Annotated in this window: 24 protein-coding genes; 11 read left to right on the plus strand and 13 right to left on the minus strand. The window is 65.3% G+C overall.

What is annotated here, in order from left to right:
• Positions 1-237: 237 nt before the first annotated feature.
• From ACE3P0_RS15545 to ACE3P0_RS15560, 4 genes are all read left to right on the plus strand, one after another.
• Positions 238-1,497, plus strand: a complete 1,260-nt coding sequence (locus tag ACE3P0_RS15545) for a CmpA/NrtA family ABC transporter substrate-binding protein (protein WP_374403632.1) — start codon at positions 238-240, stop codon at positions 1,495-1,497.
• An 88-nt stretch (positions 1,498-1,585) separates the two neighbouring features.
• A complete protein-coding gene (ntrB, locus tag ACE3P0_RS15550; protein ID WP_374403633.1) occupies positions 1,586-2,515 on the plus strand; it encodes a nitrate ABC transporter permease in 930 nt (309 codons plus the stop codon).
• Between the two features lie 19 nt (positions 2,516-2,534).
• Positions 2,535-3,329, plus strand: a complete 795-nt coding sequence (locus ACE3P0_RS15555; RefSeq protein WP_374403634.1) for an ABC transporter ATP-binding protein — start codon at positions 2,535-2,537, stop codon at positions 3,327-3,329.
• 158 nt (positions 3,330-3,487) lie between these two features.
• On the plus strand, positions 3,488-3,805 hold the full coding sequence (locus tag ACE3P0_RS15560; RefSeq protein ID WP_374403635.1) for a PilZ domain-containing protein: 318 nt from the start codon (positions 3,488-3,490) through the stop codon (positions 3,803-3,805).
• A 38-nt stretch (positions 3,806-3,843) separates the two neighbouring features.
• Here the strand turns inward: ACE3P0_RS15560 and ACE3P0_RS15565 are convergent, their stop codons facing one another.
• From ACE3P0_RS15565 to ACE3P0_RS15580, 4 genes are all read right to left on the minus strand, one after another.
• Positions 3,844-4,284, minus strand: a complete 441-nt coding sequence (locus ACE3P0_RS15565; RefSeq protein ID WP_374403637.1) for a hypothetical protein — start codon at positions 4,282-4,284, stop codon at positions 3,844-3,846.
• Positions 4,284-5,525, minus strand: a complete 1,242-nt coding sequence (locus ACE3P0_RS15570) for a hypothetical protein (RefSeq protein ID WP_374403638.1) — start codon at positions 5,523-5,525, stop codon at positions 4,284-4,286. The genes ACE3P0_RS15565 and ACE3P0_RS15570 overlap by 1 nt, the downstream gene beginning before the upstream one ends.
• Positions 5,526-5,601: 76 nt before the next feature.
• The gene (locus tag ACE3P0_RS15575; protein WP_374403639.1) at positions 5,602-7,245 is read right to left on the minus strand and encodes an alpha-glucosidase; all 1,644 of its coding nucleotides are present in this window, start codon (positions 7,243-7,245) and stop codon (positions 5,602-5,604) included.
• Positions 7,246-7,248: 3 nt separating this feature from the next.
• Complete coding sequence (locus ACE3P0_RS15580) at positions 7,249-7,749, minus strand: SRPBCC family protein (RefSeq protein WP_374403640.1); 501 nt, start codon at positions 7,747-7,749, stop codon at positions 7,249-7,251.
• 268 nt (positions 7,750-8,017) lie between these two features.
• Here ACE3P0_RS15580 and ACE3P0_RS15585 point away from each other — a divergent pair, with 268 nt between their 5' ends.
• On the plus strand, positions 8,018-8,713 hold the full coding sequence (locus tag ACE3P0_RS15585) for a substrate-binding periplasmic protein (protein ID WP_374403641.1): 696 nt from the start codon (positions 8,018-8,020) through the stop codon (positions 8,711-8,713).
• A gap of 804 nt (positions 8,714-9,517) precedes the next feature.
• Here the strand turns inward: ACE3P0_RS15585 and ACE3P0_RS15590 are convergent.
• Together ACE3P0_RS15590 and ACE3P0_RS15595 are read right to left on the minus strand one after the other, a co-directional pair.
• Positions 9,518-10,117: a hypothetical protein gene (locus tag ACE3P0_RS15590; RefSeq protein ID WP_206253838.1), complete on the minus strand. Its 600-nt coding sequence runs from the start codon at positions 10,115-10,117 to the stop codon at positions 9,518-9,520.
• Between the two features lie 241 nt (positions 10,118-10,358).
• Complete coding sequence (locus tag ACE3P0_RS15595; protein ID WP_374403642.1) at positions 10,359-10,814, minus strand: hypothetical protein; 456 nt, start codon at positions 10,812-10,814, stop codon at positions 10,359-10,361.
• A 173-nt stretch (positions 10,815-10,987) separates the two neighbouring features.
• On the opposite strand from ACE3P0_RS15595, the gene ahpC reads away from it, so the two are divergent.
• From ahpC to ACE3P0_RS15625, 6 genes are all read left to right on the plus strand, one after another.
• A complete protein-coding gene (ahpC, locus tag ACE3P0_RS15600) occupies positions 10,988-11,557 on the plus strand; it encodes an alkyl hydroperoxide reductase subunit C (protein WP_172196986.1) in 570 nt (189 codons plus the stop codon).
• Between the two features lie 242 nt (positions 11,558-11,799).
• Positions 11,800-13,365 (plus strand): alkyl hydroperoxide reductase subunit F, encoded by a 1,566-nt coding sequence (gene ahpF, locus ACE3P0_RS15605; protein ID WP_374403643.1) that lies wholly within the window; start codon positions 11,800-11,802, stop codon positions 13,363-13,365.
• An 893-nt stretch (positions 13,366-14,258) separates the two neighbouring features.
• Complete coding sequence (locus ACE3P0_RS15610; protein WP_374403644.1) at positions 14,259-14,876, plus strand: acetate uptake transporter; 618 nt, start codon at positions 14,259-14,261, stop codon at positions 14,874-14,876.
• A 141-nt stretch (positions 14,877-15,017) separates the two neighbouring features.
• Entirely contained in the window at positions 15,018-15,512 is a 495-nt protein-coding gene (locus ACE3P0_RS15615; protein ID WP_374403645.1) for an RNA methyltransferase, read from the plus strand.
• A gap of 106 nt (positions 15,513-15,618) precedes the next feature.
• A complete protein-coding gene (gene lepB / locus ACE3P0_RS15620; protein ID WP_374403646.1) occupies positions 15,619-16,287 on the plus strand; it encodes a signal peptidase I in 669 nt (222 codons plus the stop codon).
• Between the two features lie 182 nt (positions 16,288-16,469).
• Positions 16,470-17,108, plus strand: coding sequence for an alternative oxidase (locus ACE3P0_RS15625; RefSeq protein ID WP_374403647.1), 639 nt, complete (start codon positions 16,470-16,472; stop codon positions 17,106-17,108).
• 79 nt (positions 17,109-17,187) lie between these two features.
• Here ACE3P0_RS15625 and ACE3P0_RS15630 read toward each other — a convergent pair whose 3' ends face one another.
• From ACE3P0_RS15630 to ACE3P0_RS15660, 7 genes are all read right to left on the minus strand, one after another.
• Positions 17,188-18,870 carry a protein kinase gene (locus tag ACE3P0_RS15630; RefSeq protein ID WP_374403648.1) on the minus strand — a complete coding sequence of 561 codons (1,683 nt, stop codon included), beginning with the start codon at positions 18,868-18,870 and terminating at the stop codon, positions 17,188-17,190.
• Between the two features lie 97 nt (positions 18,871-18,967).
• Positions 18,968-20,182 carry a nitrate/nitrite transporter gene (locus tag ACE3P0_RS15635; protein ID WP_374403649.1) on the minus strand — a complete coding sequence of 405 codons (1,215 nt, stop codon included), beginning with the start codon at positions 20,180-20,182 and terminating at the stop codon, positions 18,968-18,970.
• A gap of 4 nt (positions 20,183-20,186) precedes the next feature.
• Positions 20,187-20,996, minus strand: coding sequence for a type IV pili methyl-accepting chemotaxis transducer N-terminal domain-containing protein (locus ACE3P0_RS15640; RefSeq protein WP_374403651.1), 810 nt, complete (start codon positions 20,994-20,996; stop codon positions 20,187-20,189).
• Positions 20,997-21,017: 21 nt separating this feature from the next.
• A complete protein-coding gene (gene nirD / locus ACE3P0_RS15645; RefSeq protein WP_343073499.1) occupies positions 21,018-21,326 on the minus strand; it encodes a nitrite reductase small subunit NirD in 309 nt (102 codons plus the stop codon).
• A 161-nt stretch (positions 21,327-21,487) separates the two neighbouring features.
• Positions 21,488-23,932 (minus strand): nitrite reductase large subunit NirB, encoded by a 2,445-nt coding sequence (nirB, locus tag ACE3P0_RS15650; RefSeq protein ID WP_172197010.1) that lies wholly within the window; start codon positions 23,930-23,932, stop codon positions 21,488-21,490.
• A 343-nt stretch (positions 23,933-24,275) separates the two neighbouring features.
• The gene (locus ACE3P0_RS15655) at positions 24,276-25,019 is read right to left on the minus strand and encodes a hypothetical protein (protein ID WP_374403652.1); all 744 of its coding nucleotides are present in this window, start codon (positions 25,017-25,019) and stop codon (positions 24,276-24,278) included.
• 92 nt (positions 25,020-25,111) lie between these two features.
• Positions 25,112-25,624: a disulfide bond formation protein B gene (locus ACE3P0_RS15660; RefSeq protein WP_374403654.1), complete on the minus strand. Its 513-nt coding sequence runs from the start codon at positions 25,622-25,624 to the stop codon at positions 25,112-25,114.
• Positions 25,625-25,765: the final 141 nt, after the last annotated feature.

Genomic DNA, 25,765 nt, shown 5'->3' on the forward strand with positions numbered 1-25,765 from the left:
CGTTTTCGGGTGCGGTGAAAAAGTCCAATTAAAACAGCCTTCTAGAGAATCTGGCACGCGCATTGCCAAGGGGTTGGCAAAGCAGGCGCCAATGGCGGCGGCTGCAGCGGTCCGAGGCCTGCCAATGGCGGCAGCCCGGGCGGCAACGGACAAGGGCGTCCTCCGAGCGTGGTGACCACGCACGGCGGGCGCCTTTTTGTTTTGCGGATTCCCTGACCCTTGCTGCGGAGAGACACCATGATCGATCGCCCCTCGGACAATGAACTGACCCGTCGCGGCTTCCTGCGCCAGACCCTCGCGCTGGGCGGCGCAGCGGCCGCTTCCAGCGTGATGCCTTTCTCGGGCGCCTGGGCTGCAGGCTCGGATGCGCCGGAAAAGAAGGAAGTCCGCATCGGCTTCATTCCGCTCACCGACTGTGCGTCGGTGGTGATGGCCGCAGTGCAGAAGTTCGACGAGAAGTACGGCATCAAGATCATCGCCACCAAGGAGGCCTCCTGGGCCTCGATCCGCGACAAGCTGGTCAACGGCGAGCTGGACGCGGCGCATGTGCTGTACGGCCTGGTGTACGGCGTGCACATGGGTATCGGCGGCCCGAAGAAGGACATGGCGGTGCTCGCCACGCTGAACAACAACGGTCAGGCGATCACGCTGGGCAACAAGTTCCGCGACATGGGCGTGACCGACGGCGCGGCGCTGCAGAAGGCGGTTGCCGCGAAGCCGGGCGAATACACCTTCGCGCAGACCTTCCCGACCGGTACGCACGCGATGTGGCTGTACTACTGGCTGGCCGCAAACGGCATCGACCCGATGAAGGATGTGAAGGTCATCACCGTGCCGCCGCCGCAGATGGTGGCCAACATGCGTGTCGGCAACATGGACGGTTTCTGTGTCGGTGAGCCGTGGAACAACCGCGCGATCATGGACAAGATCGGCTTCACCGCGGTCACCACGCAGGACATCTGGACCGACCACCCCGAGAAGGTGTTGGGCACCACCGCGGAGTTCGCACAGAAGAACCCGAACACCGCGCGCGCAATGACCGCCGCGATCCTCGAAGCCGGCCGCTGGATCGATGCCTCGCTGGCGAATCGCCGCAAGACGGCCGAGACGATCGCACAGAAGTCCTACGTCAACACCGACATGGACGTGATCCTCGAACGCATGCTGGGCCGCTACCAGAACGGGCTGGGTAAGAGCTGGGACGACAGGAACCACATGAAGTTCTTCAATGACGGCGCGGTGAATTTCCCCTACCTGTCCGATGGCATGTGGTTCCTCACGCAGCACAAGCGCTGGGGTTTGCTCAAGGGCGAGGTGGACTACGCGGCTGTGGCCAAGTCGATCAACCGCATCGATATCTACAAACAGGCGGCCGCCGCCGCAGGGGTGTCGCTGCCCAAGTCGGATATGCGCAGCAGCAAGCTGATCGACGGCGTGGTGTGGGACGGCAAGGACGCGAAGAAGTACGCCGGCAGCTTCAAGATCAAAGTTGCCTGAGATCGCCATCGATGCGGGCCGCAGCTTCCTGCGGTCCTGGGACCCCCTTATCGGCGTGGCCGCTGTGAGCCGCGCGGAGGAGTACGACATGAGCGCTGTTTCGATGACTGCTTCCGACCTTGCTGCCAATGCTGGCGCCACCGAGCCCCGCTCCCACGCTGCCGCGGCGGCCACCCCTGGCACCGCAGCGCAAGCCGCGGCAAAACCCGCTGCCGAGCCGCGTTACCGTGTGCCGCTGGGCCAACGCGTGAATGCCATCCTCAAACGGGTGTTGCCGCCTTTGTTCGGCATCGGCCTGTTGCTGGGTGTATGGGCGATCGTGGCGATGAAGACGCAGGGCTTCCCTGGCCCCTTGCAGACCTGGGCTGCGGCCGTCGAGATCTTCGCCGACCCGTTCTATCGCAACGGCCCGAACGACCAGGGTATCGGCTGGAACATCCTGTCGTCCCTGCAGCGTGTCGGCATCGGCTTCGGCGTGGCGGCGCTGGTTGGCATTCCGATGGGTTTCCTGATCGGGCGCTTCAACTTCCTCAACAGCATGCTCGATCCGCTGATCTCGCTGTTGCGCCCGGTCAGCCCGCTGGCGTGGCTTCCGATCGGCCTGCTGGTGTTCAAGAAGGCCGACCCGGCCGCGACCTGGACGATCTTCATCTGCTCGATCTGGCCGATGATCCTGAACACCGCGCAGGGGGTGCAGCGCGTACCGCAGGACTACATGAACGTCGCACGGGTGCTGAACCTGTCGGAGTTCAAGATCATCACCAAGATCCTGTTCCCGGCTGTGCTGCCCTACATGCTCACCGGCATCCGGCTCTCGATCGGCACCGCGTGGCTGGTGATCGTTGCGGCCGAAATGCTCACCGGCGGTGTCGGTATCGGCTTCTGGGTGTGGGACGAGTGGAACAACCTGAAGGTCGAGCACATCGTGATCGCGATCTTCGTCATCGGCATCGTCGGCCTGATGCTGGAACAGGCGCTGCTGCTGATCGCCAAGCGTTTCTCCTACGGCAACAACTGATTCGCACCGGAGCCCCGTCATGAGCAAACCCATGGTGAAAGTCGAAAACGTCGGCATGGCCTTCGACACCAAGAGCGGGCGCTTTACCGCGCTGCGCGATATTGATCTGGCGATCGACGAAGGCGAGTTCGTCTCGCTGATCGGCCACTCCGGCTGCGGCAAGAGCACGCTGCTGAACCTGATCGCCGGGCTCACGCTACCGACCTCGGGCAACGTGATCTGCGCCGGGCGCGAGGTGGCCGGGCCGGGGCCGGAGCGCGCGGTGGTGTTCCAGAACCATTCGCTGCTGCCCTGGCTGACCTGTTTCGAGAACGTCTACCTCGCCGTCGAGCGCGTGTTCGGCACCCGCGAGCGCAAGATCAAACTCAAGCTGCGTGCCGAGGCCGCGCTGGAGATGGTGCATATGGAGCACGCGATGCATAAGTACCCGCACGAAATCTCCGGCGGCATGAAGCAGCGTGTCGGCATTGCACGCGCCTTCGCGATGGAGCCCAAGGTGCTGCTGATGGACGAGCCCTTCGGCGCGCTCGACGCGCTGACCCGCGCCAGCCTGCAGGACGAGCTGATCGGCGTGATGGCGAAGACCGGCGCCACGGTGGTGATGGTGACCCACGATGTCGACGAGGCCGTGCTGCTGTCGGATCGCGTGGTGATGATGACCAACGGCCCGGCCGCAACGATCGGCGAGATCCTCGACGTGAGCATCGCCAAACCGCGCAACCGGCTCGAACTCGCGCACGATCCGCAATACGTCGGCTGCCGTGCCGCGATCCTGGAGTTCCTGTATCAGAAGCAGATGAAGAAGGCCGCCTGATCCTTGGCTTGGTTCAACCACAACGGCCCGCCCCGCGCGGGCCGTTTTCATTGCAAGGGATCAGCCCCCGCGCAGCGCTGATGCTTCGGGTAACCTAGCGGCACAACAAATGCTGCGGGCCACCAGCCGGCGGCAACAGTCCAGGGAGCAGACCCGCAATGAATAACGGACACGGGGATCGCGAGCGCCGCACCGCGGTGCGCATCCCGCTTGGCACGGAAGCCTTCATCCAGCCGGCCGCCTCGCAACACCCGCCGCGCAAGGCGCGCTGCGTGGATCTGAGCGTCGACGGCATGACGCTGCACACCGTGTATGTGCCGCGCCCCGACGAAATCTTCGAAGTGATCGTGCGCCCGCACGAAGGCCCGCTCGCCGGCCCGCCGATGCATGTGCGCGCACAGGTCAAGCGCTGCCACCCGGTGAACGGCTCAGCGGTCTACGAAGTGGGCGTGAAGATCATCGAAGTGCTGAAGTAAGGCCGGATCGCGCGCCGGCACCGTGCAGTCGGAAGCTGCTACGGGAAGGTGAACAGCACGCGCGCACCGGCTGGCACGTTGGCCGCGTTCACGTAACCCAGCGTGCCTGGCTGCTCCATCACGCGTCGGCCTACCTCGGTGGGCGAGAGTTCGGGCGGCGGCCTGCCCTGCGCCGAGAACACGACCCGCGCCCAGTAGGCGCGCACGCGCGTGCCGCTCATGCCGGCTACGCCGCTGTAGAACAGATCGCGCGCCTGCTTGTCGGCGTTATCCACCGGCTGCAGCGCAATGTCTCCGGCCTGCACCTGCTTGCGCCCGAGGAACAGTTCGCGCACATCGGCGGCGCTCAGTTGGTGGATCGCAACCGATGCGCTGACGATCACCGCGACCCTGTCTTCGCCCGCCGCCGCAAGCGCGGCCGGCTGCAGCAAGGCAGACAGCCATAGCGCCGAGAGCAGGGAGCCGAGTGCGGCGCGCATCAGAAGACGAAGTCCAGGTTAAGGGTGAGCAGGCGCTCGGACTTCGGCGCCTCGCGCGAGTAGCCTGGCCCGATGTTGCCCTGCAGGCCGGTTCCCCCCGAATCGGGCTTGACCCACTCCAGCGCGCTTTTGAGCATCAGGCGCTCGCGCAGTTCGAGGTTCATGCCCAGCGTCAGCGAGCGTTGATCGCTGTGCTGGTTGCGGTAGAGCACGCGCAGCAGAGATTCGGCGGCGGGGTTGGCGGAATGGATTTTCTGGCCGTGGGTCCAGCGTTCGGCGAGCATCAGGTAGGGCAGGGCAGGGCCGAATCGGTGGCCGGCTTGCAGGTAGGCGCCGCTGCGATCGATCAGGATGCTGTCGTTCCAGGCCCGCGCCCATTCGGCCTGCACGACCCAGGTGTCGCTGTCGTAGGCCAGCCCCAGCGCGAGCGCGGTGTTCGGTTTGTCTTCCACAATCGCCGCCTCGCCAGCGGCTGGATCGAGCTTCGCCAGCAATTGGAGCGCCTGCCCGACCACGCCGCCGGGGGCGAAGCTGACACGGTTATGCGTGAACGACGCGGACGCCAGCCACGCGCCGGATTCCCACTGGCAGCGCAGGAAGCCGCCGCGATAGACGATTTCGTCCGTCTTCTGGCCCGCGCTCGATGCGACGGCGCCACTGCTTACCTCCCCGCCGCCCGCGCGCAGTTGCAGCCGCCCGCCCTGGAGCGGCATGTGCCAGCTCAGGTCTGCGCCGTCGAGCCGGGTGGTCGGCTGCACGCCATACACCTCGCGTGGCGGACGTGGCCACGGGTTGGCGAAGCGCACATAGCGGTAGTCGGTGGCGAGGAAGGTGGAGGACTGAAAGCGCCCGATGCGCAGTGCGAGCTGATCGGTGGCCTCCCAGCGCAGGCTCCCGACGCTCAGGCGCGGCGTCCAGGTGCCTTCCGGCAGATACTCGGACAGCACTTGCAGCGTCGCGCCGAGACTGCCGGTTATCCGCGCATCGAGCTGTAGCCCCAGGTTTGAATCGAGACTTCCGCTGGACTGGCCGGTGCGGCCCGGGCCGTCCGGCTGTTGCGTACCGACGTAGTCGGCGTCGGTTGAGCTGTACCACGAGTAACCGGCGGTACCGAAACCTGACAAGCGCAGGCGATCCTGCAGCCAGTCGCTGGTGGGCGCAGCTTCGTCTGCCGCACGCGCAGAGACGCCGGCCAACATTGCCACGATGCAAAAGAGGCGGATCAGCGCTGCTGAGACCATCAAGCCATGTCGCTTTGGTGCTGCGGATTGTTTGTCCGATAACGGCAGCGCGGAGCGCCGGGTTGAGCGCGGAACGTCACGTCGGCCCCAGGATTCTTGCCTCCCACGCGGCCAGCGTGTCGGCTGCCGGATTGTGGTGGTTTGTCAGCAGGCAGGGCAGCTCCGCAAGTGCCGGGGGGAGCGGCTGAGTGGTGTCGGAGAAATTCAGCGCGACGACGCAGCGCCCCATTTCACTCGTGCGCTCATAGAGCCAAAGCGCGGGGTGCTCGGCGTCGAGCAGGCGGTAGCGGCCGCTGTGCAGCGCCGGCGTGCCTTGGCGCAGCGCGATCAGCCTGCGGGTGTAGTGCAGCACCGAATCCGGGTCGGCCTCGGCCGCGGCGACGTTGTGCCCGGTGTAGTCCGGGTTCGGCCCGATCCAAGGCGCTGCCGCACTGAAGCCGGCGTTCGGCGCTGCCGACCACTGCATCGGCGTGCGCGCGTTATCGCGGCTTTTCTTGCGGATCATCGCCAGGGCGCTTGCCGTATCAAGCCCGCGTGTGTCGGTCAGCCAGCGCCAGGCGTTGAGCGTTTCGATGTCGCGGTAGTCGGCGATCGAATCGAAGGCGACATTGGCCATGCCGATTTCGTCGCCCTGATAGATGAACGGCGTTCCCTTCAGCGTCAGCAGCAGGGTCATCAGCAGCGTGGCGGATTCGCGCCGGTAGCGGCCGTCGTCGCCATAGCGCGATACCGCGCGCGGCTGGTCGTGGTTACCCAGGTACAGGCTGTTCCAGCCGTGCGGCTCCATCCCGTCCTGCCAGCGCGAAAGTGTGGCGCGCAGTGCGGGCATCGCCATTGGGGTGCTGTCCCACTTGCTGACACCGGGGGCGTGGTCGAGATCGACATGCTCGAAGTGGAACTGCATGTCGAGCAGCGGGGCGCGTTCGTCCGTGACCTCGCGTGCGAGTTCGAGTGGCATACCGGGCGTTTCGCCGATGGTGACGAGGTCCGTGCCGGCGAAGACTTCGCGTCGCATCTCGGCGAGGTAGTCGCGCATCCGTGGGCCGTTGAGGGCGCGATCCATGCTGCCCTCGTTACCGCCCGCCCCAAGGCCATCGGGCTTTGAGATCAGGTTGATCACGTCCATGCGGAAGCCGTCGATGCCCAGCGCCACCCAGCGCCGCATCATCGCGAACAGTTCGGTGCGGAAGGCGGTGCTCTCCCAGTTGAGATCCGGCTGCTTCTTCGAGAACAGGTGCAGGTAGTACTCGCTGGTGGCTGCGTCGTATTCCCAGGCCGGGCCGCCGAAGACCGATTGCCAGTCGTTGGGCGGGCCGCCGTCCGCTGCCGGCGGGCGCCAGATATACCAGTCGCGCTTGCCGGAATCCTTGGCCGTGCGAGATTCGACGAACCATGCGTGTTCGTCCGAACTGTGGTTGGCGACCAGATCCATCACCAGCCGGATGCCCCGCGCGTGCAGCCCGTCGCGCAGCGCGATCCAGTCCTCCTGCGTGCCGAAATCCGGCTGGATCGCCTCGTAGTCCGAAATGTCGTAGCCGTTGTCGTCGTTCGGCGAGGCGTACACCGGGCACAGCCAGACCATGCCGATGCCGAGGCTGGCGAGGTAGTCGAGCTTCGAGATGATGCCGCGCAGGTCGCCCACGCCGTCGCCATTGCTGTCGCAAAAGCTGCGCGAGTAGATCTGATAGGCGACGCAGGTCTTCCACCACGGCGGATTCATGGCTCAGCCCTGCTGGCGCTTCATCAGCGCGACGAGCTGATCGAGCGCCTTGCCCCAGCCTTCCTCAAAGCCCATCGCGGCGTGGGCCTGGCAGGCCGCCTCGGTGGCGTGGCGGGCGAGGGCGTGATACCGGGTGCCATTGCCCTCCGCCGTCAGCGTGATCTCGGCGGTGATCACTGGGCCGCCGGCCGAGGTATCCGCGGGGCGGTAGTCGGGCCCCAGCGCATTGGTCCACACCAAGCGCGTGTTCGGCTCCACCACGAGGTAGCAGCCCTCATGCGGGAAGGTCTGCCCTTCTGGCGAGCGCATCACGGTGTAGAAGCGGCCGCCGGGCCGGAGATCGATCTCGCTGGTGATGGTTTCCCACGGCGCGGGGGTAAACCACTGCGTGATCAGCGCGGGCGTCGTCCAGGCTCGCCAGATTGCATCGGGCGGCAGGTCGACGAGGCGTTCGAACACCAGATCAAGCTTGCGGGGGGCGGGCGTGGGGGGGGCGGCGGTCATCGCGGGCTCCTCGATGTGCGGGTGGGGTAGCCGTCACTCTCAGCGCCGGCCCCGGCGCAGTCAAGGTTTTTGGCGCCCGCGCCGGGCGAGGTACGGCGTGCTGAGCCATACTGCATCACCACATTTGCGATTGCCCGATCCTTCCGTGACCCGCGCTCGCCGAATACTGCTGCTTGCGTTGTCTGCCTTGTTGCTCATGGCGAGGCCGGGGTTTGCCACGGCAAACGCCGAACAACTCTGCACACGGCCATTGCACCTCGCGTATTCGATGCTCCCGCCCTTGTTCTACCGCGGGCCGAATGGTGAAGGCCGCGGTATCGAGGTGGGCCTGGCGCAGGAAATCTCGCGCCGCACCGGTTGCATGCTGCAGCCGGTGTACGAATCGCGGGTCCGCCTGTGGGCCGCGCTTGAAGCATCGCAAGTGGATATTTCGATGTCCGGCGTGGCCACCGAGGAACGCGAGCGCTTTGCTGTCTTCCTGCCCTACATGCACTTCCGCAATGTGCTGCTGGTGCGCAACGACACACGTGCAACGGCGGTGAGTGCCAATCCGATGAACGACCCCGACACGACGCTCGCCCTCACCAGCGGTTTTCGCTACGGCCCCTCGTGGGATACCTGGATCAGCCAGTTGCAGGCACGCGATCAGGTCAGCCTGGTTGCGGAGGAAGGCGACGCCGTGCGCCTGGTGGCGATCGGCCGCGCCGATGCGACGATCGTGCGCGAGATCGCCTGGCCCTACTACGCGGGCCAATACAGCGACCGGCCCTTGCGCAAGGTCGACGTGGGTGCGAGCGCTGGCGCGATGTCGGTGGTGTTGTCGCGCAAGACGCTCGATCCGGCTGTCCACAAGGCCTTCGCCAAGGCCCTGTCCGACATGCGGGCGGATGGCAGCCTGCGGCGCATTTTGCAGAAGCATTTGCCGGCGGATCTGACGGACAGGGTGATTGAGAGCGGGCGTTGAGTTTGTTGAAGGCCGACGGTTTGCCCGTTTTCGCCTTGCGATTCGCCGTGTCGCGTTGCGATTGTGTGTCCGCTGAAGCCGGGTCCCGCCCCGGCGGGCGGGTTCCTTTCTTGTGCCGACAAGAAAGGAACCAAAGAAGCGGCCCCCGCTTCAACGCCCCGCCTGCGGCAGGGTGCCCTGCGCTGCTCGAATCATCGGGTGGCTGCGCAACTCGCCCTCGCTACGCTCGGAGCTCAAACAGTGCTCGCCACCGCCGCGCTACACGCGTCGGAACCCGATGCTTCTGCGCTGCTCGGCGTTTCAGAGGGGGAAGGAAAAGCGTCGACGCTTCGCCGCGTTCGGATTTCCGTGGCCTGGAGGCAGGCCGAAGACCGGAATTCGGGAAGTGCTCTTGAACTTTCCCCAGCGGCAGCCAGGGATTTCGCTTCGCTCCATTCAGGCTTTGAATGTGCAAGGCGCGGCGAACCCACGACGGTTTTGACCTTGGGCCCCGTCGAGAGCGCCGAGCAGCGCAGCGGGGTCGGGGGATCGGCGCAGAGCGCCGACGGCGAGGACTGTTTGAGGCCCGCAGGGCCGAGTTCCGCAGCCGCACGACTTCGCGAGCAGCGCAGGGGAGTCAGGTGCGCAGCACCTGACCGCGAACGCCGGGTCGTCTTTTCTTGGTTACTTCTTTTGACGAAGCATAAGAAGTAACACGCCCGCTGGGGGCGGGACTCCAGCCAACGCGCCGTCGGTAGGTGTCTATCTCACCTCCTAGACGTTGGGCCTCGCCGGGCTCCGCCCTGCCTACGAGAGCATCCCCGTTCACTTGCCGCGGAGTTCATATTTTGTCGTCGCCACTTCAAAAGGGTTCTGTGACTTCCAACTATCGCAGGTTGGGCTGTAATTCCAGACTTTGTAGCTTCCACTGGCGAACGAACTGCCGGTTTGATAGTCGACGTGCGATGCGAGTATCGCGCGTGTTCGGAGGTCAACAATCTGAGTCTCCAGCCTTTGGATTACGATTGGCCGACCTACATGCTGGATTCGGTGTCGGCGCATGACCGCCTTGTTTGGATACCATCCCTCCCACCCATCTTGGGTTGTGAAGTATTCGAATTCCTGCGGCTTGTTTAGCGGATCAATTCTTAACTCGGCGATCTCGTCCGAGTGCTGATTAATCCACTGCTCGGGGTCCGTGCCTATGATTGTTCCGGCATCTTTCGCGCAGTAGTAGCGGTGCGCGACGATCGTCGGAATGAAGTCCCAGAAAACCGGCAAGTAGAGGCTTAGAAACGCGAGCGTCGCACACGCGATGGCGACGCTGCGGTTCAGTTTCCGCCCCTGCCGCCAAGCCCACCCGACAAGGCAGGCCATGGCGACTACATAGATTGCCCCAAGGACGAGGTAGGCCAAGCCAATCACGTAAAGATCCTTCGCTAGGTGGGGTCGTTGCCGCGATGCGTGCGTATCCGCGGCGTTCGAGCTAAGCGCGTGCTATCGACGCATCGGAACTCGTGAATTGCCGCAATCTGAATGCGGCAATTCACGGTCGGCGAACACCGAAACGCTTCTGGTGGATATTGTCGCCATTTCCCTCGCTACCTATGTGAGGGCATGTCACGCTGCACGGCAAATTCACTGGTGGTCGCCGCGCGCGGAGAACCTAATCGCCCACGAGCGGCACAAACAGCCCACTCCATCCCCGCGTAGCGATCCGTAAGTGCTTACTCCCGCGGCGCAGCGTGATCGCGCAGCCGTCGGCCAGCGCCAAGCGGGTGAGCCAGTTGGCGGCGGGGCCGAGGCGGAGTTGGTCTTTGCTCAGGCGGGCTTCGAGGTCTGCGCCGCGGCGGCAGATCACGCCGGCGCCTTCGGCCCACAAGTTCTCTCCGCTTTTCACCAACGTCAGCATCAGCGCGCCGTTGCGCTCGGTGATCGATACGACCATCGGGTGACCATCGTCCATCGTGGTTTCTTCCCAGCGCAGCGGGAAGGTTGGCTCGCCGGCGAGTTGGCGCAGCGCGTGCAGGCTCGCGGCGCATTGCGCGGAATCGTCGCTCTGCGCGTTGGGGGCGAGCAGCAACGCGATTGCGGCAGTCAGGAATCGGAGCGGGCGCCTCATTCCATCGAGTGTGCCGGGCTGATGTGGCCAGGCTGCGACAGCAAGATCGGTTGATAGGGGCAGCCTATTTAAGTGATCGACACGATCAATTGGATTGATGTTGGCCAAATCCCTAATCTGCATCCCGTCGCACAACACTTTGTCCTTACCCCGAACAGCACAGGAGAAACACCATGAGCGCTTCCCTTATCAACACCGAAATCAAGCCCTTCAAGGCCACCGCCTTCCACAACGGCAAGTTCGTCGAGGTGTCGGATGCCGATACCAAGGGCAAGTGGTCGGTGTTCTTCTTCTACCCGGCCGACTTCACCTTCGTGTGCCCGACCGAGCTGGGCGACCTGGCCGACAACTACGCCGAGTTCCAGAAGCTGGGTGTGGAGATCTACGGCGTGTCGACCGACACGCACTTCACGCACAAGGCCTGGCACGACACCTCGGAGACCATCGGCAAGATCAAGTACCCGCTGATCGGTGACCCGACCCACCTGCTGTCGCGCAACTTCGGCGTGCTGATCGAAGAAGCCGGCCTCGCCGAGCGTGGCACCTTCGTGGTCGACCCGGCCGGCAAGATCCAGATCATCGAAGTGAACGCCGGTGGTATCGGCCGCAACGCCGAAGAGCTGCTGCGCAAGGTCAAGGCTGCGCAGTACGTTGCCAGCCACCCGGGTGAAGTGTGCCCGGCGAAGTGGAAGGAAGGCGAAGCCACTTTGGCGCCGTCGCTCGACCTCGTCGGCAAGATTTAAACCGCGGTTCTTTCTGCTGCGCGGTCAGATCTCGAGGCTGCGATGCTCGCCGTACCGCATGTACGGCTGCGCTTCTCCCCTCGACCTCTGACCGCTCGCGACCAAAGCACCACGGTTTAAGCCGAAAGAGCCGCCCCGGCGGCTCGCAGTGCAAAGCGGGTTGGCGAGCGCGCTTTGCACTGCGATCCACAGAACCCCCCGGCCCTTGCCCGACGCAAGGGCTCGCAAAAAGGAGTGCCTCCATGCTTGAAGCGAACATCAAGGCCCAGTTGAAGGCTTACCTCGAACGACTCGTGCAGCCGATAGAGCTGGTCGCCTCGCTCGACGATGGCGCAAAGTCGCGCGAACTGCACGGCTTGCTCGAAGAAGTCGCCACCTTGTCGGACAAAGTCACCCTGCGGGTGGATGGCAGCAACGCGCGCCGCCCCTCGTTTGGCGTCAGCCTCAAGGGCGAAACGCCGCGCGTGCATTTCGCCGGCATCCCGATGGGCCACGAGTTCACGTCGCTGGTGCTCGCATTGCTGCAAGTGAGCGGCTATGCGCCGAAGCTGGAAGAGGGCGTGATCGCGCAGATCAAGGCGATCGAAGGCAAGTTCAGCTTCGAGACCTTCATCTCGCTGTCGTGCCACAACTGCCCGGACGTGGTGCAGGCGCTCAACACGATGGCGGTGCTGAACCCCAACTTTGAAGCGGTGATGATCGATGGCGCGCTGTTCCAGGCCGAGGTCGATGCGCGCCAGATCATGGGCGTACCGTCGATCTACCTGAACGGCGAGCTGTTCGGCCAGGGCCGCATGGGCGTCGAGGAGATCCTCGCCAAGGTTGATACCGGCGCCGCGGCGCGCGAAGCCGAGAAGCTTAACCAGAAGGGCGTGTTCGATGTGCTGGTGGTGGGCGGTGGCCCGGCCGGCGCATCGGCGGCGATCTACGCTGCCCGCAAGGGCATCCGCACCGGTGTGGTGGCCGAACGTTTCGGCGGCCAGGTGATGGACACGATGGCGATCGAGAACTTCATCTCGGTCAAAGCCACCGACGGCCCCAAGCTCGCCGCAGGGCTGGAGCAGCATGTGCGCGACTACGACGTCGATGTGATGAACCTGCAGCGTGCCGTCGGGCTGGAGCCGGCCGCCACGCCGGGCGGCCTGCACACGGTGAAGCTCGCCTCCGGCGCCACCTTGCAGAGCCGCAGCGTGATCCTCTCGACCGGTGCGCGGTGGCGCGAGATGGGCGTGCCGGGCGAGCAGCAGTACAAGACCAAGGGTGTGGCCTTCTGCCCGCACTGCGACGGCCCGCTCTTCAAGGGCAAGCGCGTCGCGGTGATCGGCGGCGGCAACTCCGGCGTGGAGGCTGCGATTGACCTCGCAGGCATCGTCGCCCATGTCACCCTGCTCGAATTCGCCGACACCCTGCGTGCCGACGCGGTGCTGCAGAAGAAGCTGCACAGCCTGCCGAACGTGAAGGTCATCACCTCTGCACAGACCACCGAAGTGACCGGCGACGGCAGCAAGGTAAACGGCCTCTCGTACAAGGACCGCGTCAGCGGCGCAGCACACCACATCGAACTCGAAGGCATCTTCGTGCAGATCGGCCTGCTGCCGAACACCGACTTCCTCAAGGACGTCGTCAAGCTCTCGCCGCGCGGCGAGATCGAAGTCGACGCCCGCGGCGAGACCTCGGTGCCAGGCGTGTTCGCAGCCGGCGATGCGACGACGGTGCCGTACAAGCAGATCATCATCGCGATGGGTGAGGGGGCCAAGGCAAGTCTGGGGGCTTTCGACCACCTGATCAGGACTTCGGCGCCGGCCTGATTGGCGGCGGAGGTTGAATGGCACAGCCCGCCCGGCGTGAGCCGGGGCGGGCTGTTTGGTTTTCTGCGTTATTTCGACCTTTCTTGTGTGGCTTGCGGTTGGGCGCGACGCGCTGCGACGCCGTGTCCGCTCAAGCCGGGTCTCGCCCCGGCGGGCGGGGTACTTTCTTTGTGCGAACAAAGAAAGTACCCAAAGAAAGTCGCCCCGCTTCAATGCTCCACGGCAGGCTTTGCACAGCCTGCCGGCTCCGGCGGCGCGAAGCGTGCTTCGCGCAACCCCGCCTGCGCCCCTTTGCTGCTCGAAGCATCGGGTGGCTGCGGAACTCGGCCCTGCGGGCCTCAGACAGTCCTCGCCACCGCCGCTACGCGTCGGAACCCGATGCTTCTGCGCTGCTCGGCGTTTCAGAGGGGGTTGGAAAAGCGTCGACTTTTGACCGCAGCCGGACTCTCTCAGCCCGGATGCGCGACGCACGGTGAAAGATCGACGGTTTTGACCTTGGGCCCCGTCGAGAGCGCCGAGCGGAGGTGTCGGCCGGCGGGGTAGTCCGGGCTCGCTGTTTGAGGCGCGCAGCGCCGAGTTCGCGAGGCCGGCCGACGGGCGATGCCGCAGTGAGGGGAGCCCGTAGGGCCGCGAAGGCCGGGCGGCACTCTTTGCTTACTTTCTGGTGCTGTTGCCAGAAAGTAAGACGCCCGCCGGGGCGGGACCCGGCTTCAGCGGGAATGCCGCTTCGATTCATCGCGGTCGATCGAAGAATGCCCTCCGCGAAATGTGTGGTGGGTTGTGCAATGCACCTCGATCCCCTCTCCCTTGATCTGCATGAAAGCAAGTCATGCTGCATTGCAGCATCCTTGCGGTCCGCCGCGAAGCGGCACCAAAAAACAAGGAGCAGTTTGATGAAGGACCATGCAGCAGCCCATGACCACACCGCCAACCCAGCCCCGCTCGGGCTGCTGGGGTTCGGTATGACGACGGTCTTGCTCAACCTCCACAACGCTGGCGTGTTCGAGCTGGGCTCGATGATCCTGGCGATGGGCATCTTCTACGGCGGCATCTGTCAGGTGTGCGCCGGGCTGATGGAGTGGAAGAAGGGCAATACCTTCGGCACGGTGGCATTCACCTCCTACGGGTTCTTCTGGCTGTCGCTGGTAGCGCTGGTCGTGCTGCCGAAGACCGGCCTTGCCGCGGCGACTTCGTCGGGTGGCATGGCGGCTTACCTTGCCATGTGGGGTGTTTTGACCCTGATGTTATTCATCGGCACGCTGCGCCTGAACCGTGTAACGCAGCTGGTGTTTGCTTCGCTCACCGTGCTCTTCGCGCTGCTCGCGGTGGCGGACGCCACCGGCAACGAGACCTTGAAGCTGGTCGCCGGTTGGGAAGGCATCCTGTGCGGTGCGTCGGCAATCTACGCGGCGGCGGCGCAGGTGCTTAACGAAGTGTATGGCCGCACGGTTCTGCCCTTGGGCGAGGTGGCTCAGCACAAGGTCGTGCCGCTGCATTGCAAGGCTGCCTGATCGCCGGTGCACAGCCGACGCCGGACGTGGCCGTGAGGCCGCGTCCGGCTGGTTGTGCCGCCCGGCGGACTCGGCGCGTGTCGCCGCCGGGCGCTTAGTCCGTCAGCGTTAAAATGGCGGCCCGCCGTTAAGCAGTCACTCATGTCTAAAATCGAAACCCTCACCCGCAAGCAGGCCGTCCGCGATTACGAGGGCTATGCCTGCATCGGCCTTGCGAATCCGAAGAATCCGTCGAACGTTGGCGAGGTGATGCGCGCGGCCGGCTGTTATGGCGTGCATTCGGTGTTTTACACCGGCAAGCGCTACGAACATGCGCGCGAATTCCGTACCGATACCAAGCAGGTGCATCTGCAGATTCCGCTGATCGGAGTGGAGGATCTGCAGGGCGTGATCCCGCTCGGCTGCGTGCCGGTGGCGATCGAAATCCATCCCAACGCGCAGCCGCTGACGCAGTACAAGCACCCGGAGCGCGCGTTCTACATCTTCGGGCCCGAGGACGGCAGCCTGAAAGACAACGTCACCGCCTGGTGCCGCGACATCGTCTACGTACCCACCATCGGTTGCATGAACCTCGCCGCGACGGTGAACGTGGTGCTCTACGACCGCATGCTCAAGCGCGCGATGTCGGAAGCTTGAGCGCGACAACAACTTGATGCAATTCATGGCGTCCTGACACCTTGCGCAGGGGGTGAGCGCGGCAGACTGGGTGTCGTCGATCCCTCCGACGCACCGAAAGGACACCATGAAAAACTGGCTGAAGCAGAACCGCGGTTTTGTGATCTTCCTTGTCTGCCTTGGGCTGTTCCGTAGCGCGATGGCGGACTGGAATCCGGTGCCGACCGGCTCGATGCGCCCGACCATTCTGGAAGGCGATGTGGTGCTGGTTAACCGGCTTGCCTACGACGCGAAACTGCCCCTGACCAACATCACGCTGAGCCACCTGGGCGACCCGCAGCGTGGTGACATCGTCACCTTCAACTCGCCGAAAGACGGCACGCGCCTGATCAAGCGGCTGGTTGCCGTGCCCGGCGATGTCGTTGAAATGCGCGACGACGTGCTGATCCTCAACGGGCAGCCGGCTCGCTATGCCGATGTAAAGCCGGCGGTCGAAAGCGTCGGCCCCGGCATCGCGGTGCCTGCGCTGCGTGCCACCGAAAGCATCGCGGGCCAGCAGCGAACAGTGCAGTTCCTTGATCGCGTCGCGGCAAAACTCAGCTTCGGGCCGGTGGTGGTGCCGCCCGATCACTACTTCATGCTCGGCGATAACCGCGACAACAGCGAGGACTCCCGCTACATCGGCTTTGTGCCGCACAGCGACATCATCGGCCGCGCGAAGCACATCCTGGTGTCGGCCGATATCACCGATCACTGGCAACCGCGTCTGGGGCGTTTCGCCAGCGCGCTCAACTGACCCCGCGTTGGCGGAACCATCCTGGTGGTCGATGCGTCTATCTGATCGTTAGCCGGGTACGCCCGCCGCAGCCATGCGGCCGGGCGCAGCCCGCTCCGCGACCGCGATACCTGTGGCGGAGCATGGCTTGAGGCGGGCTCACGAGGCCGGCCTCGCGATTTCCCCATCAGGAGTGCATCACCATGATTGCCCCAGAGCCAGCCGTTACGCACCGAACCCCCGCGGGCCTGCAGGACCGCATTGCGTACGGCATCTGCAAGTTCCTGCGCTTCTTCGCCGATCTGTTCTTCGCCAACCGCTATGGCCATCGCGCGGTGGTGCTCGAAACCGTGGCCGCAGTGCCGGGCATGGTGGGCGGCACCTTGCAGCACCTGCGCGCGCTGCGACATATGTCCGATGACCACGGCTGGATCCGCACGTTGCTCGACGAGGCCGAAAACGAGCGCATGCACCTGATGACCTTCATCCAGATCGCCAAGCCTTCGGGCTTCGAGCGCTTCCTGATCCTGCTGGCGCAGGGCGCGTTCTACAACTTCTTCTTCGTGCTGTATCTCGTGTCGCCGAAGACCGCGCACCGCATGGTCGGCTACTTCGAGGAAGAGGCGGTGTATAGCTACACCGAGTATCTGGCGGGCGTGGATAACGGCCGCTACGAGAACGTGCCGGCGCCGCAGATCGCGATCGACTACTGGAACCTGCCGGCCAATGCGCGCTTGCGCGATGTGATTCTTGCGGTGCGCCAGGATGAAGCCGGGCATCGCGATGTGAACCATGACTTTGCCGACGCGCTGCGCTCGCCGCAGGCGCAGGCCGTGGGCTGAGTAGGGCAGTCCGCGTCCGCCACGTAGAGGCAGCAAAGCGAGGGGCTAGCTGCGCTCCTTGCGCAGCGCTGTGGCCTGGTCAGTGGCGCAGCAATAAGGCGAGCATCACGACGTTGGCCAGTAGCGACGCGGCCGCCAGCAGCTTCAGCGCCAGTTGCGGGTCGCGCTGCGCCAGCGGGCGACGGCGCGGCACCTGCAGCGGGCGGTGGGCGCCGCGTTCCAGCGCGAGCAGGAATTCCTCCGCCGTTTCAAAACGCTGCGCAGGCTCGCGCGCGCAGGCTTTCAGCAGCACCGATTCGAGCCACTCAGGCGTATCCGGTCGGTAGCGCGTGCAGGGCACCGGGTCGCCGAAGCGCGGGCGCTGGAAGGGTTCGACTTCCCCGTAGGGGTACTTGCGTGTAAGCAACTCGTACAGCGTGACACCGGCAGCGTAGAGATCCGATGCTTCGTTCGCGCGGCCGTCGGCGAACAGCTCCGGCGCCATGTAGGAAGGTGTGCCCGGGTTGTTGATCTCGTTGAACAGCTCGTCGTGGCCGTCGGCGGCGGCAACGCCAAGGTCGAGCAGGCGCAGGCGCCCATCGTGGCCCAGGTGCAGATTGGCCGGTTTCACGTCGCGGTGGATGATCGCCAGGCGGTGCAGTGCGCCGAGCGCCTTCATCAACCGCTGGCCGAGTTCGGCGACTTCCACCGCCGTGAAGCGGTGCCCGCGCGCCAGCCGTTGCGCGAGCGTTTCGCCCTCGTGCCAGCTCATCAGGTAGTACAGGTGGCTGCGTTGCGGCCACTCGAGCACCTGCGGGAAGGCGGCGTCGGTCACGCGCCGTGCGAGCCATTCCTCATGCGCCAGCGCGGCGGTGTCCTGTGCGTCGGCATCCGGCCTCAGTGTCTTGAGCACCGCGAGCGTGCCGTCGGCGGCGCGCACGCGGTAGAGCATCGTGATGCGCGATTCGTGCAGCACGTCTTCCACCGTCAGGCCGTCGATCTGCTGACCCGGTTTCATCACCGGGGGTAGCGGCAAGGCGCGGATACGCGACAGCGCATCGCGCAGTGTGTCGCGCGGCAGCACATCCACCTGCAGTACCAACGCACTGCAATTGTCCTGGCTGCCGCTGTCGACCGCACTGTCAGCGAGCGCGAAGGCGGCCTCCTGCGGGTCGTCGTATTTCTCCAGAATTGCCAGCAGGCGGGCCTCGTTGAGCGTGCCCCACACGCCGTCGCAACAGATCAGGAAGCGGTCGCCCACTGCGAGTTCGCCTTCGGCGTAGTCCACCGCCAGGTGCCGATCGAGCCCCACCGCGCGCGACAGCACGGTGGAGAGCTCCGGGTGTTCCCACACATGGTCGACCGTCAGCCGCTTCAGCGCGCCGTCGCGCAGCAGGTACAGCCGCGTGTCGCCCACATGTGCGCTGATCCAGCGGCGGCCGCGCAGGACCACCGCAGTGAGTGTGGTGGCCATGCCGGCGGCCTCGCCACGCTTGGCGGACTGCGATACCAGCCAGCGGTTGGCGGCGCCGATCACCTTGTCGAGCGCCTTGGGTACCGCCCAGGTATCGGGTGTCGCGTAGTAGTCGCAGAGCAGGCTGCGCACGGTGAATTCCGCGGCTTCCCGCCCGTCCGCATGGCCGCCGACGCCGTCCGCCAGTGCGGCGAGCAGGCCCTTGTTATCGAGCTCGGCGCCTTCCGGCGTGACCGCGCCGACAAAGTCCTCGTTGCGGGCACGCGGGCCGGTGAGCGAAGCATGACCCAGGCGGACAGACAGGCTCACGGCTGCTCCACAGATGAAAAATGGGGTGCCACGATCGTAGCACCCCCAAAAACCGGCCCTGTTAGGGCCGGGGCAGTTTCGGGCATGACTCCTGCGCTCAGATCCGCGCTGCGGTGAGGTGCGCCGCACCCCAGGTGGTACGCCAGCGGGTCTTCACGCCGGTGAGGCCGGCCAAGGCGAGCAGCGCGAGGCCTGCGAAGATCAGGAAACCCATCTGATAGGAGCCGGTGATCTGCTTGGCGTAGCCGAGGCTGGAGGCAAGGTAGAAGCCGCCAACACCGCCGGCCATGCCGACGAGGCCGGTCATCACGCCGATCTCCTTGCGGAAACGCTGCGGCACCAGCTGGAACACTGCGCCGTTGCCCATGCCCAGCGCCAGCATTGCACCGACGAACACCGCTGCAGCACTCCAGACCGTCGGCATGCCGAAGCTGACGATGGTGAGGAACAGCGCCGCGAGCGCGTACATCACCGTGAGGCTCTTGATGCCGCCGATGCGGTCCGCGACGTTGCCGCCGATCGGGCGCACCAGCGAGCCCGCGAATACGCAGCCCGCAGTGAAGAAGCCCGCCATCTTCGGGTCAAGCCCGTACTGTGCGTTGAAGTAGATCGTCAGCGATGAGGCAAGGCCGGAGAATCCGCCGAAGGTGACCGAGTAGAAGAACATGAACCACCAGGCGTCACGATCCTTCAGCACGGCGAGGTAGTCCGTCAGCGGTTTCGGCGGCGGGCAGTTCGGCGCGTCCTTCGCCACCGCGAGGTAGAACAGGAACACGATTGACAGCGGGATCAGCACCAGCGCGAACACGTTGGTCCAACCGTAGGCCATCGCGAGGCTGGGCGCGAACAGCGCGGCCAGCACGGTGCCGGAGTTGCCGGCGCCAGCAATGCCCAACGCGGTGCCCTGGTGTTCCGGCGGATACCAGCGCGAGGCCAGCGGTAGCGCTACGGCGAAGGAGGCACCGGCCACACCGAGGAAGCCGGCGAGGATCAGCACTTCGTGGTAGCTCGTGATGCCGTGCTGCCATGCGAAGAACAGTGCGCCCATCACGACAACCTGACCGATCGCGCCGGCCATCTTGGGCTTGAGCTGGTCCACCAGCACGCCCATCACGATGCGCAGGAAGGCGCCGGTCAGGAGCGGTGTGGCGACCATCAGACCTTTCTGCGCAGGCGTGAGCGCGAGGTCCTTGGCGATCTGCACACCGAGCGGGCCGAGCAGCACCCACACCATGAAGGCGAGGTCGAAGTACAGGAAGGCGGCGAGCAGCGTGGGCGTGTGGCCGGCCTTGAGGAATGCGGTCTTGTTCATCGTTTCAGCCCAGTTGGGTGTAGAGCGCGGTGAGTTTGTCCATCGCGTCCAGAATGTTTTCGGAGGTGGTCGCGACGTTCTGGTCGTGCTCGCGCGAGTTGCCGGCTTGCGAAATCGCCTCGTCGAAGAACTGCCACTGCGTGTCCGCAAGCGCGAGCCAGTTGCGCACCTCGGCGCTGTTCTGCGGTGCGGCCTTCAATTGCGCAAAAGCGGCGATGAAATCGGCACGCGACTTCTTCAGGGCGGCGGTGGTCTCGGGCGCATTGAGGCCGGCGCGTTCGAAGAAGTAGAACTTCGCCATGCGCTGCGAGAGCATCCGCTGCCGCCCCGAGAGGTTCACCAGCGTGCCGATCGGTGTCGCCTGCAGCTTTTCAAGCTGCTGCGTGCCCTCATGCGCGGTGGCGAGTACCTGCTCGTTGAGCTTGGCGACGGTGGCGAGGCCTGCCGCGTTCGGTGCGGCGGTGACGGCCGTGCGGTAGCTGCCCCAAAGCGCGGCGAGCTTTTCGTAGGTGGCGGCCGCCTCGGCACGATCCTTGGCCGCGGTGAAGCGGCGCAGGTTCGCGAGTTGCTCATCGAAGCGGGTGGCCGACGCTGCGAGCAACTGCTGCGCTTGATCCACCTTCACGCCGAGCAGTTGCTGTGCGTAACACTTGGCCATGCGCTGCGACAGCATGCGCTGGCGGCCGGCCTGGTTGATGGCTTCGAGCATCGAGAGGCCGCCGTCCTTCGGCGTGGCGGCCATTGCGTTCGACAGGAAAGCGGCTGGCGCGAGGCTGGCCGCGGCGATGATCAAGTGGCGACGCGTGCGATCCATGTGCCGTGTCTCCGCTGACGATCAGGCGTTGAGCCAGACCACGCCGTCTTCGAGTTTGGCGGCGAAGGGGCGGGTGCAGCCCACATCGGGCGCCACCGCTTCGCCACTATCGAGCCCGATCTTCCAGCTGTGCAGCGGGCAGGTGACCGTCTTGCCATGCACGATGCCCTGCGACAGCGGGCCGCCCTTGTGCGGGCACTTGTCGTGCAGCGCGAAGACTTCGTCGTCCGAGGTGCGGAAGATCGCGATGTCGCCGTGCTTCGTGCCGCGCACCACGCGCGAGCCGAGCACCGGGATTTCGTCGAGCGTGCACACACGCTTCCAGTCGATTGCTGTGTCCATGACGGCTGTACTCATGAATGAAGATCCTCTCTGGCGCCACGGCCCGTGGGGCGCGCGGCGCGGTGCATTCGGGTGGGGTCGGGCGCAGGCCTAGTCGGCTGCGTCGTCGCCTTCAAACCAGTCTTCCCATTCGCTCATGGCGGCTCTCCTTACGCGACGACGGCAATCGGGATGTAGGGGCGCTTGAGCGCACCCTCGGTACGTTCCTGCCACGGGTCCTTGTAACCCTGCAGGGCAAACAGCAGGCGCTCATGCAGCGCGCGGCGGTTGGCGGCGTCTTCGACGACCTTGCTCTTGACGTAATCCAGCCCCACGCGCTGCACGTAGTGCACCGTGCGCTCGAGGTAGTAGCCCTCTTCGCGGTAGAGCTGCAGGAAGGCGCCGGAGTACTCCATCACCTCCTCGTCGGTCTTCACCTTGGCGAAGAACTCGGCCACCTCGGTCTTGATGCCGCCGTTGCCGGCGACGTAGAGCTCGTAGCCGGAATCCACACCGATCACGCCGACGTCCTTGATGCCGGCTTCGGCGCAGTTGCGCGGGCAGCCGGAGACAGCGAGCTTCACCTTGTGCGGGCTCCACATACCGAACAGCATCTTCTCCAGCTTGACGCCCATGCTCATCGAGAGCTGCGTGCCAAAGCGGCAGTGCTCGGCGCCGACACAGGTCTTCACGGTGCGGATCGACTTGCCGTAGGCGTGGCCGGAGACCATGCCGGCCTTGGCGAAGTCCGCCCACATCAGCGGCAGGTCTTCCTTCTTCACGCCGAGCAGGTCGATACGCTGGCCGCCAGTGACCTTCACCGTGGGCACCTTGTACTTGTCGGCGGCGTCGGCGATCGCGCGCAGTTCGTCCGGCGTGGTGATGCCGCCCAGCATGCGCGGCACGACCGAGTAGGTGCCGTCCTTCTGGATGTTGGCGTGAGCGCGTTCGTTGATGAAGCGGCTCTGCGGGTCGTCCTGCGCCTCGTGCGGCCAGGTCGAGATCAGGTAGTAGTTGAGTGCCGGGCGGCAGCTTGCGCAGCCGTTCGGTGTCTTCCACTCCATGAAGTGCATCGCCTGCGGAATCGTCAGTAGCTTGTTGTCGCGGATCGCCTTGCGCACTTCACCGTGGGACAGATCGGTACAGCCGCAGACCGCCTTGTTGTTCGAGTCGGCCGGCGTGTAGGCGCCACCCACGGTGGAGGCCAGGATCTGCTCGACCAGGCCGGTGCAGGAGCCGCAGGAGCTCGATGCCTTGGTGTGCTTGCGCACTTCGTCCAGCGTGAAGAGGCCCTGCGTCTTGATCGCCTTGACGATGGTGCCCTTGCACACGCCGTTGCAGCCGCACACCTCCGCCGTGTCCGGCAGGCTGGCGGCGCTGTTGGCGCCCTTGTGGCCCACGTCACCCAGGTGCGATTTGCCGAACAGCAGGTGGTCGCGGATGTCATGCACATCCTGCGCATCCTTCATCAGCTGGAAGTACCAGGCGCCGTCGGCGGTGTCGCCGTACATCACCGCGCCGACAATCCTGTTCTCCTTGATCACCACCTTCTTGTAGATGCCCATGCCGGGGTCGTGCAGCACGATGTCCTCGGTGCCTTCGCCGCCCATGAAGTCGCCGGCCGAGAACAGGTCGATGCCGGTGACCTTCAGCTTGGTGGAGGTCACCGAGCCCTGGTAGCGGCCGATGCCGAACATCGCGAGGTGGTTCGCGCAGACCTTCGCCTGCTCGAACAGCGGTGCGACCAGGCCGTAGGCGGTGCCGCGGTGGTTCGCGCATTCGCCCACCGCGTAGATGCGTGGGTCGTAGGTCTGCAGCGTGTCGTTGACGACGATGCCGCGGTTGCAGTGCAGGCCCGCCTTCTCGGCCAGCGCGGTATTCGGGCGGATGCCGGCGGCCATCACGACCAGATCGGCCGGGATCGTCTCGCCATCCTTGAACTTCACCGCCGCGACACGGCCCGACTCCCCGGCGATCAGCTCGGCCGTGCTGGCGGCAAGGCGGAACTGCATGTTCTTCGCCTCCAGCGCCTTCTGCAGCATGCGCGCCGAGGTCGGGTCCATCTGGCGTTCCATGATCCATTCGCCGATGTGCACCACGGTCACGTCCATGCCGCGCAGCGCGAGGCCGTTGGCCGCCTCCAGGCCGAGCAGGCCGGCGCCGATCACCACCGCGTGCTTGTGTTTCGCCGCGGCGTCGATCATCTCGTCGGTGTCCTTGATGTCGCGATACGCGATCACGCCCGGCAGATCCTTGCCCGGCACCGGCAGGATGAAGGGCGTCGAGCCGGTCGCGAGCAGCAGGCGGTCGTACTCGGCCTCGGTGCCGTCGTCCGCGATCACCTTGCGGTTGATGCGGTCGATGGTGACGACGGTCTTGCCGGTGTGCAGGGTGATGCCGTTGTCGCGGTACCAGTCCCAGTCGTTGAGGATGATGTCCTGCACGGTCATCTCGCCGGCGAGCACCGGCGAGAGCAGGATGCGGTTGTAGTTCGGGTGCGGCTCGGCCCCGAACACGGTGATGTCGTACATGTCCGGTGCGAGCTTGATCAGCTCTTCGAGCGTGCGGCAGCCGGCCATGCCGTTGCCCACCATCACCAGTTTGAGTTTGCGCATGTTGCATCCCTCGACGAAACGCGCACGGCCAGCGGCCATGCAGAAAAGTGTTTGCGTTCGTGGGGATCTACGCTGATCCGTGCGGCGGCCGTCGTTGGCCGCGCTTGCCACCCGGAAGGCCGTCGTGGCCCTGCGGTGGATCATCGCGAAACTGCAGCGGCGGCCTTCGGTGGCGCCCGGCATGCAGCGGATGATCCGGTCGGTACTTCCCTAGCAATGCGCGTGCCTGACGCACGGCGCCCGCCGGATCGGGCTTTCCGTCCAGCCAACGGAATGTCGGCGGGCCGCCACGGCGCACTTGCGGTGCGCTGTGGTCGATTGTGGTGCAGCGCGGTTGCGGCGATCAGCGCGGGGGATCTGCGACAAATCCGGGAAAGGCCTGCGGCGTCGTTGGCGTGACATACGCGCGCCGGATCACGCCGGCGGCAAGAAGGTTGGCGTAGCTGTCGTAGCGGATCTGCACGATCTCGTCGGGTGTGCTGCGCGCGCGTACGAACTCGGTGTAGCTGCTTGGCGCGTATTCACGCTCACCGTGTCCGGTCCCGAGGCGTTCGGTCTTTTGCGCGCCCATGTCGCTCGCCGCTGGGGCGGCGGATTCGGCGCTGCGGGCGGTTGCGGAGGGCATCGCCAGCGGCGGTGGCGCGACGCGCTCGCGGAACACGGCCGCACCGATTACGCCCACGTTGTCCGGGCGGCCGGTGCGGGCTGCGTACGATTCCGGCAGGGCCGAGAAATAGAACGCCGCCGTCTCGGCCATGTTCTTGCGCCAGCCGGCAATTTCCGCGCTTGCCCAGGGTTCCAGCACATAGCCGGTCTGGGTGACTGCCGCGGTCTCGCCACTGACGGCGTTGATGCCATCGACCGACAGTACGACCAGCACCCGGCTGCCGCTTTGATTGATCAGGCGCAGCGCATAGCGCTGGCCCGGCGTGCCGGCAACGTAGCGCACGCCGCGGTGAGTGTGGGTCTGGATCGGTGTGGCCCGATCGCGGTCGATGACTTCAAGTTCGACCAGCGAAGCGGTGGCGTTGTGGCACCCGAGAAGGGCCCACAGCAACAGGGTGGGGGTGAGGCGTGGGATGGTCATGATGCAGCTCCGGTGGGTGGTGGTACCCACTTGAACGGTGCTGCATCGGGATTCGGGTTAAGTTAGCGCAAGCCTCGCGAACGAGGCTTGCGTCAGTGCGCGAAGCGGCTCCGTTCGCGGCGTTGCAGCAGTACGGTCAGGGCCATCACGAAGAGCGCGGCGAACCACAGGCCGGCCCAGTTCGCGATCGACAGGCCGAGGAAGGTCCAATCGACCTTGGCGCAGTCGCCGCTGCCCTGGAAGATCATCGGCAGGGCTTGCCCGAGCGGGAAGCTGTTCATCATGAATTCGAGGTCGGGCCCGCATTCGACGAACTTCGGCGGGAACCACTGCAGCCAGCTTTGCCGTGCAGCGATGCCGAAACCGGTTACCGCGGCGAGGCCGATCAGCGCGGCGTAAAGCTGGCCACCGCGGCCGCGCGGGTTATGCAGCGCGGCGATGAGCGCGAACAGCCCGGTCACGACGAAGGCGTAACGCTGCATGATGCACATCGGGCAGGGCTCGACGTGTTTGAGCGACTGCAGCACCAGGCCGGTGCCGAGCAAGCCGAAGCAGATAAGCGCGATGGCGGAAAAGCGCTGGCGTTGCGAGAAGCGGGTGATCATGGCGGGGGTGGTGTGTACGGTTTGGCCGAAGCAAACCGTGGATTGTACGACGCCTTGCGCAGCGGCGCGGATTTGCCAGATTAAGCAAAAACCCAGCCCCGCCCGGGGGCCCTCTATCCGCACTTGGAACACTCCACACAG

Source organism: Niveibacterium sp. (assembly GCF_041909475.1).
In the GTDB taxonomy this organism is placed as follows: Bacteria; Pseudomonadota; Gammaproteobacteria; order Burkholderiales; family Rhodocyclaceae; genus Niveibacterium.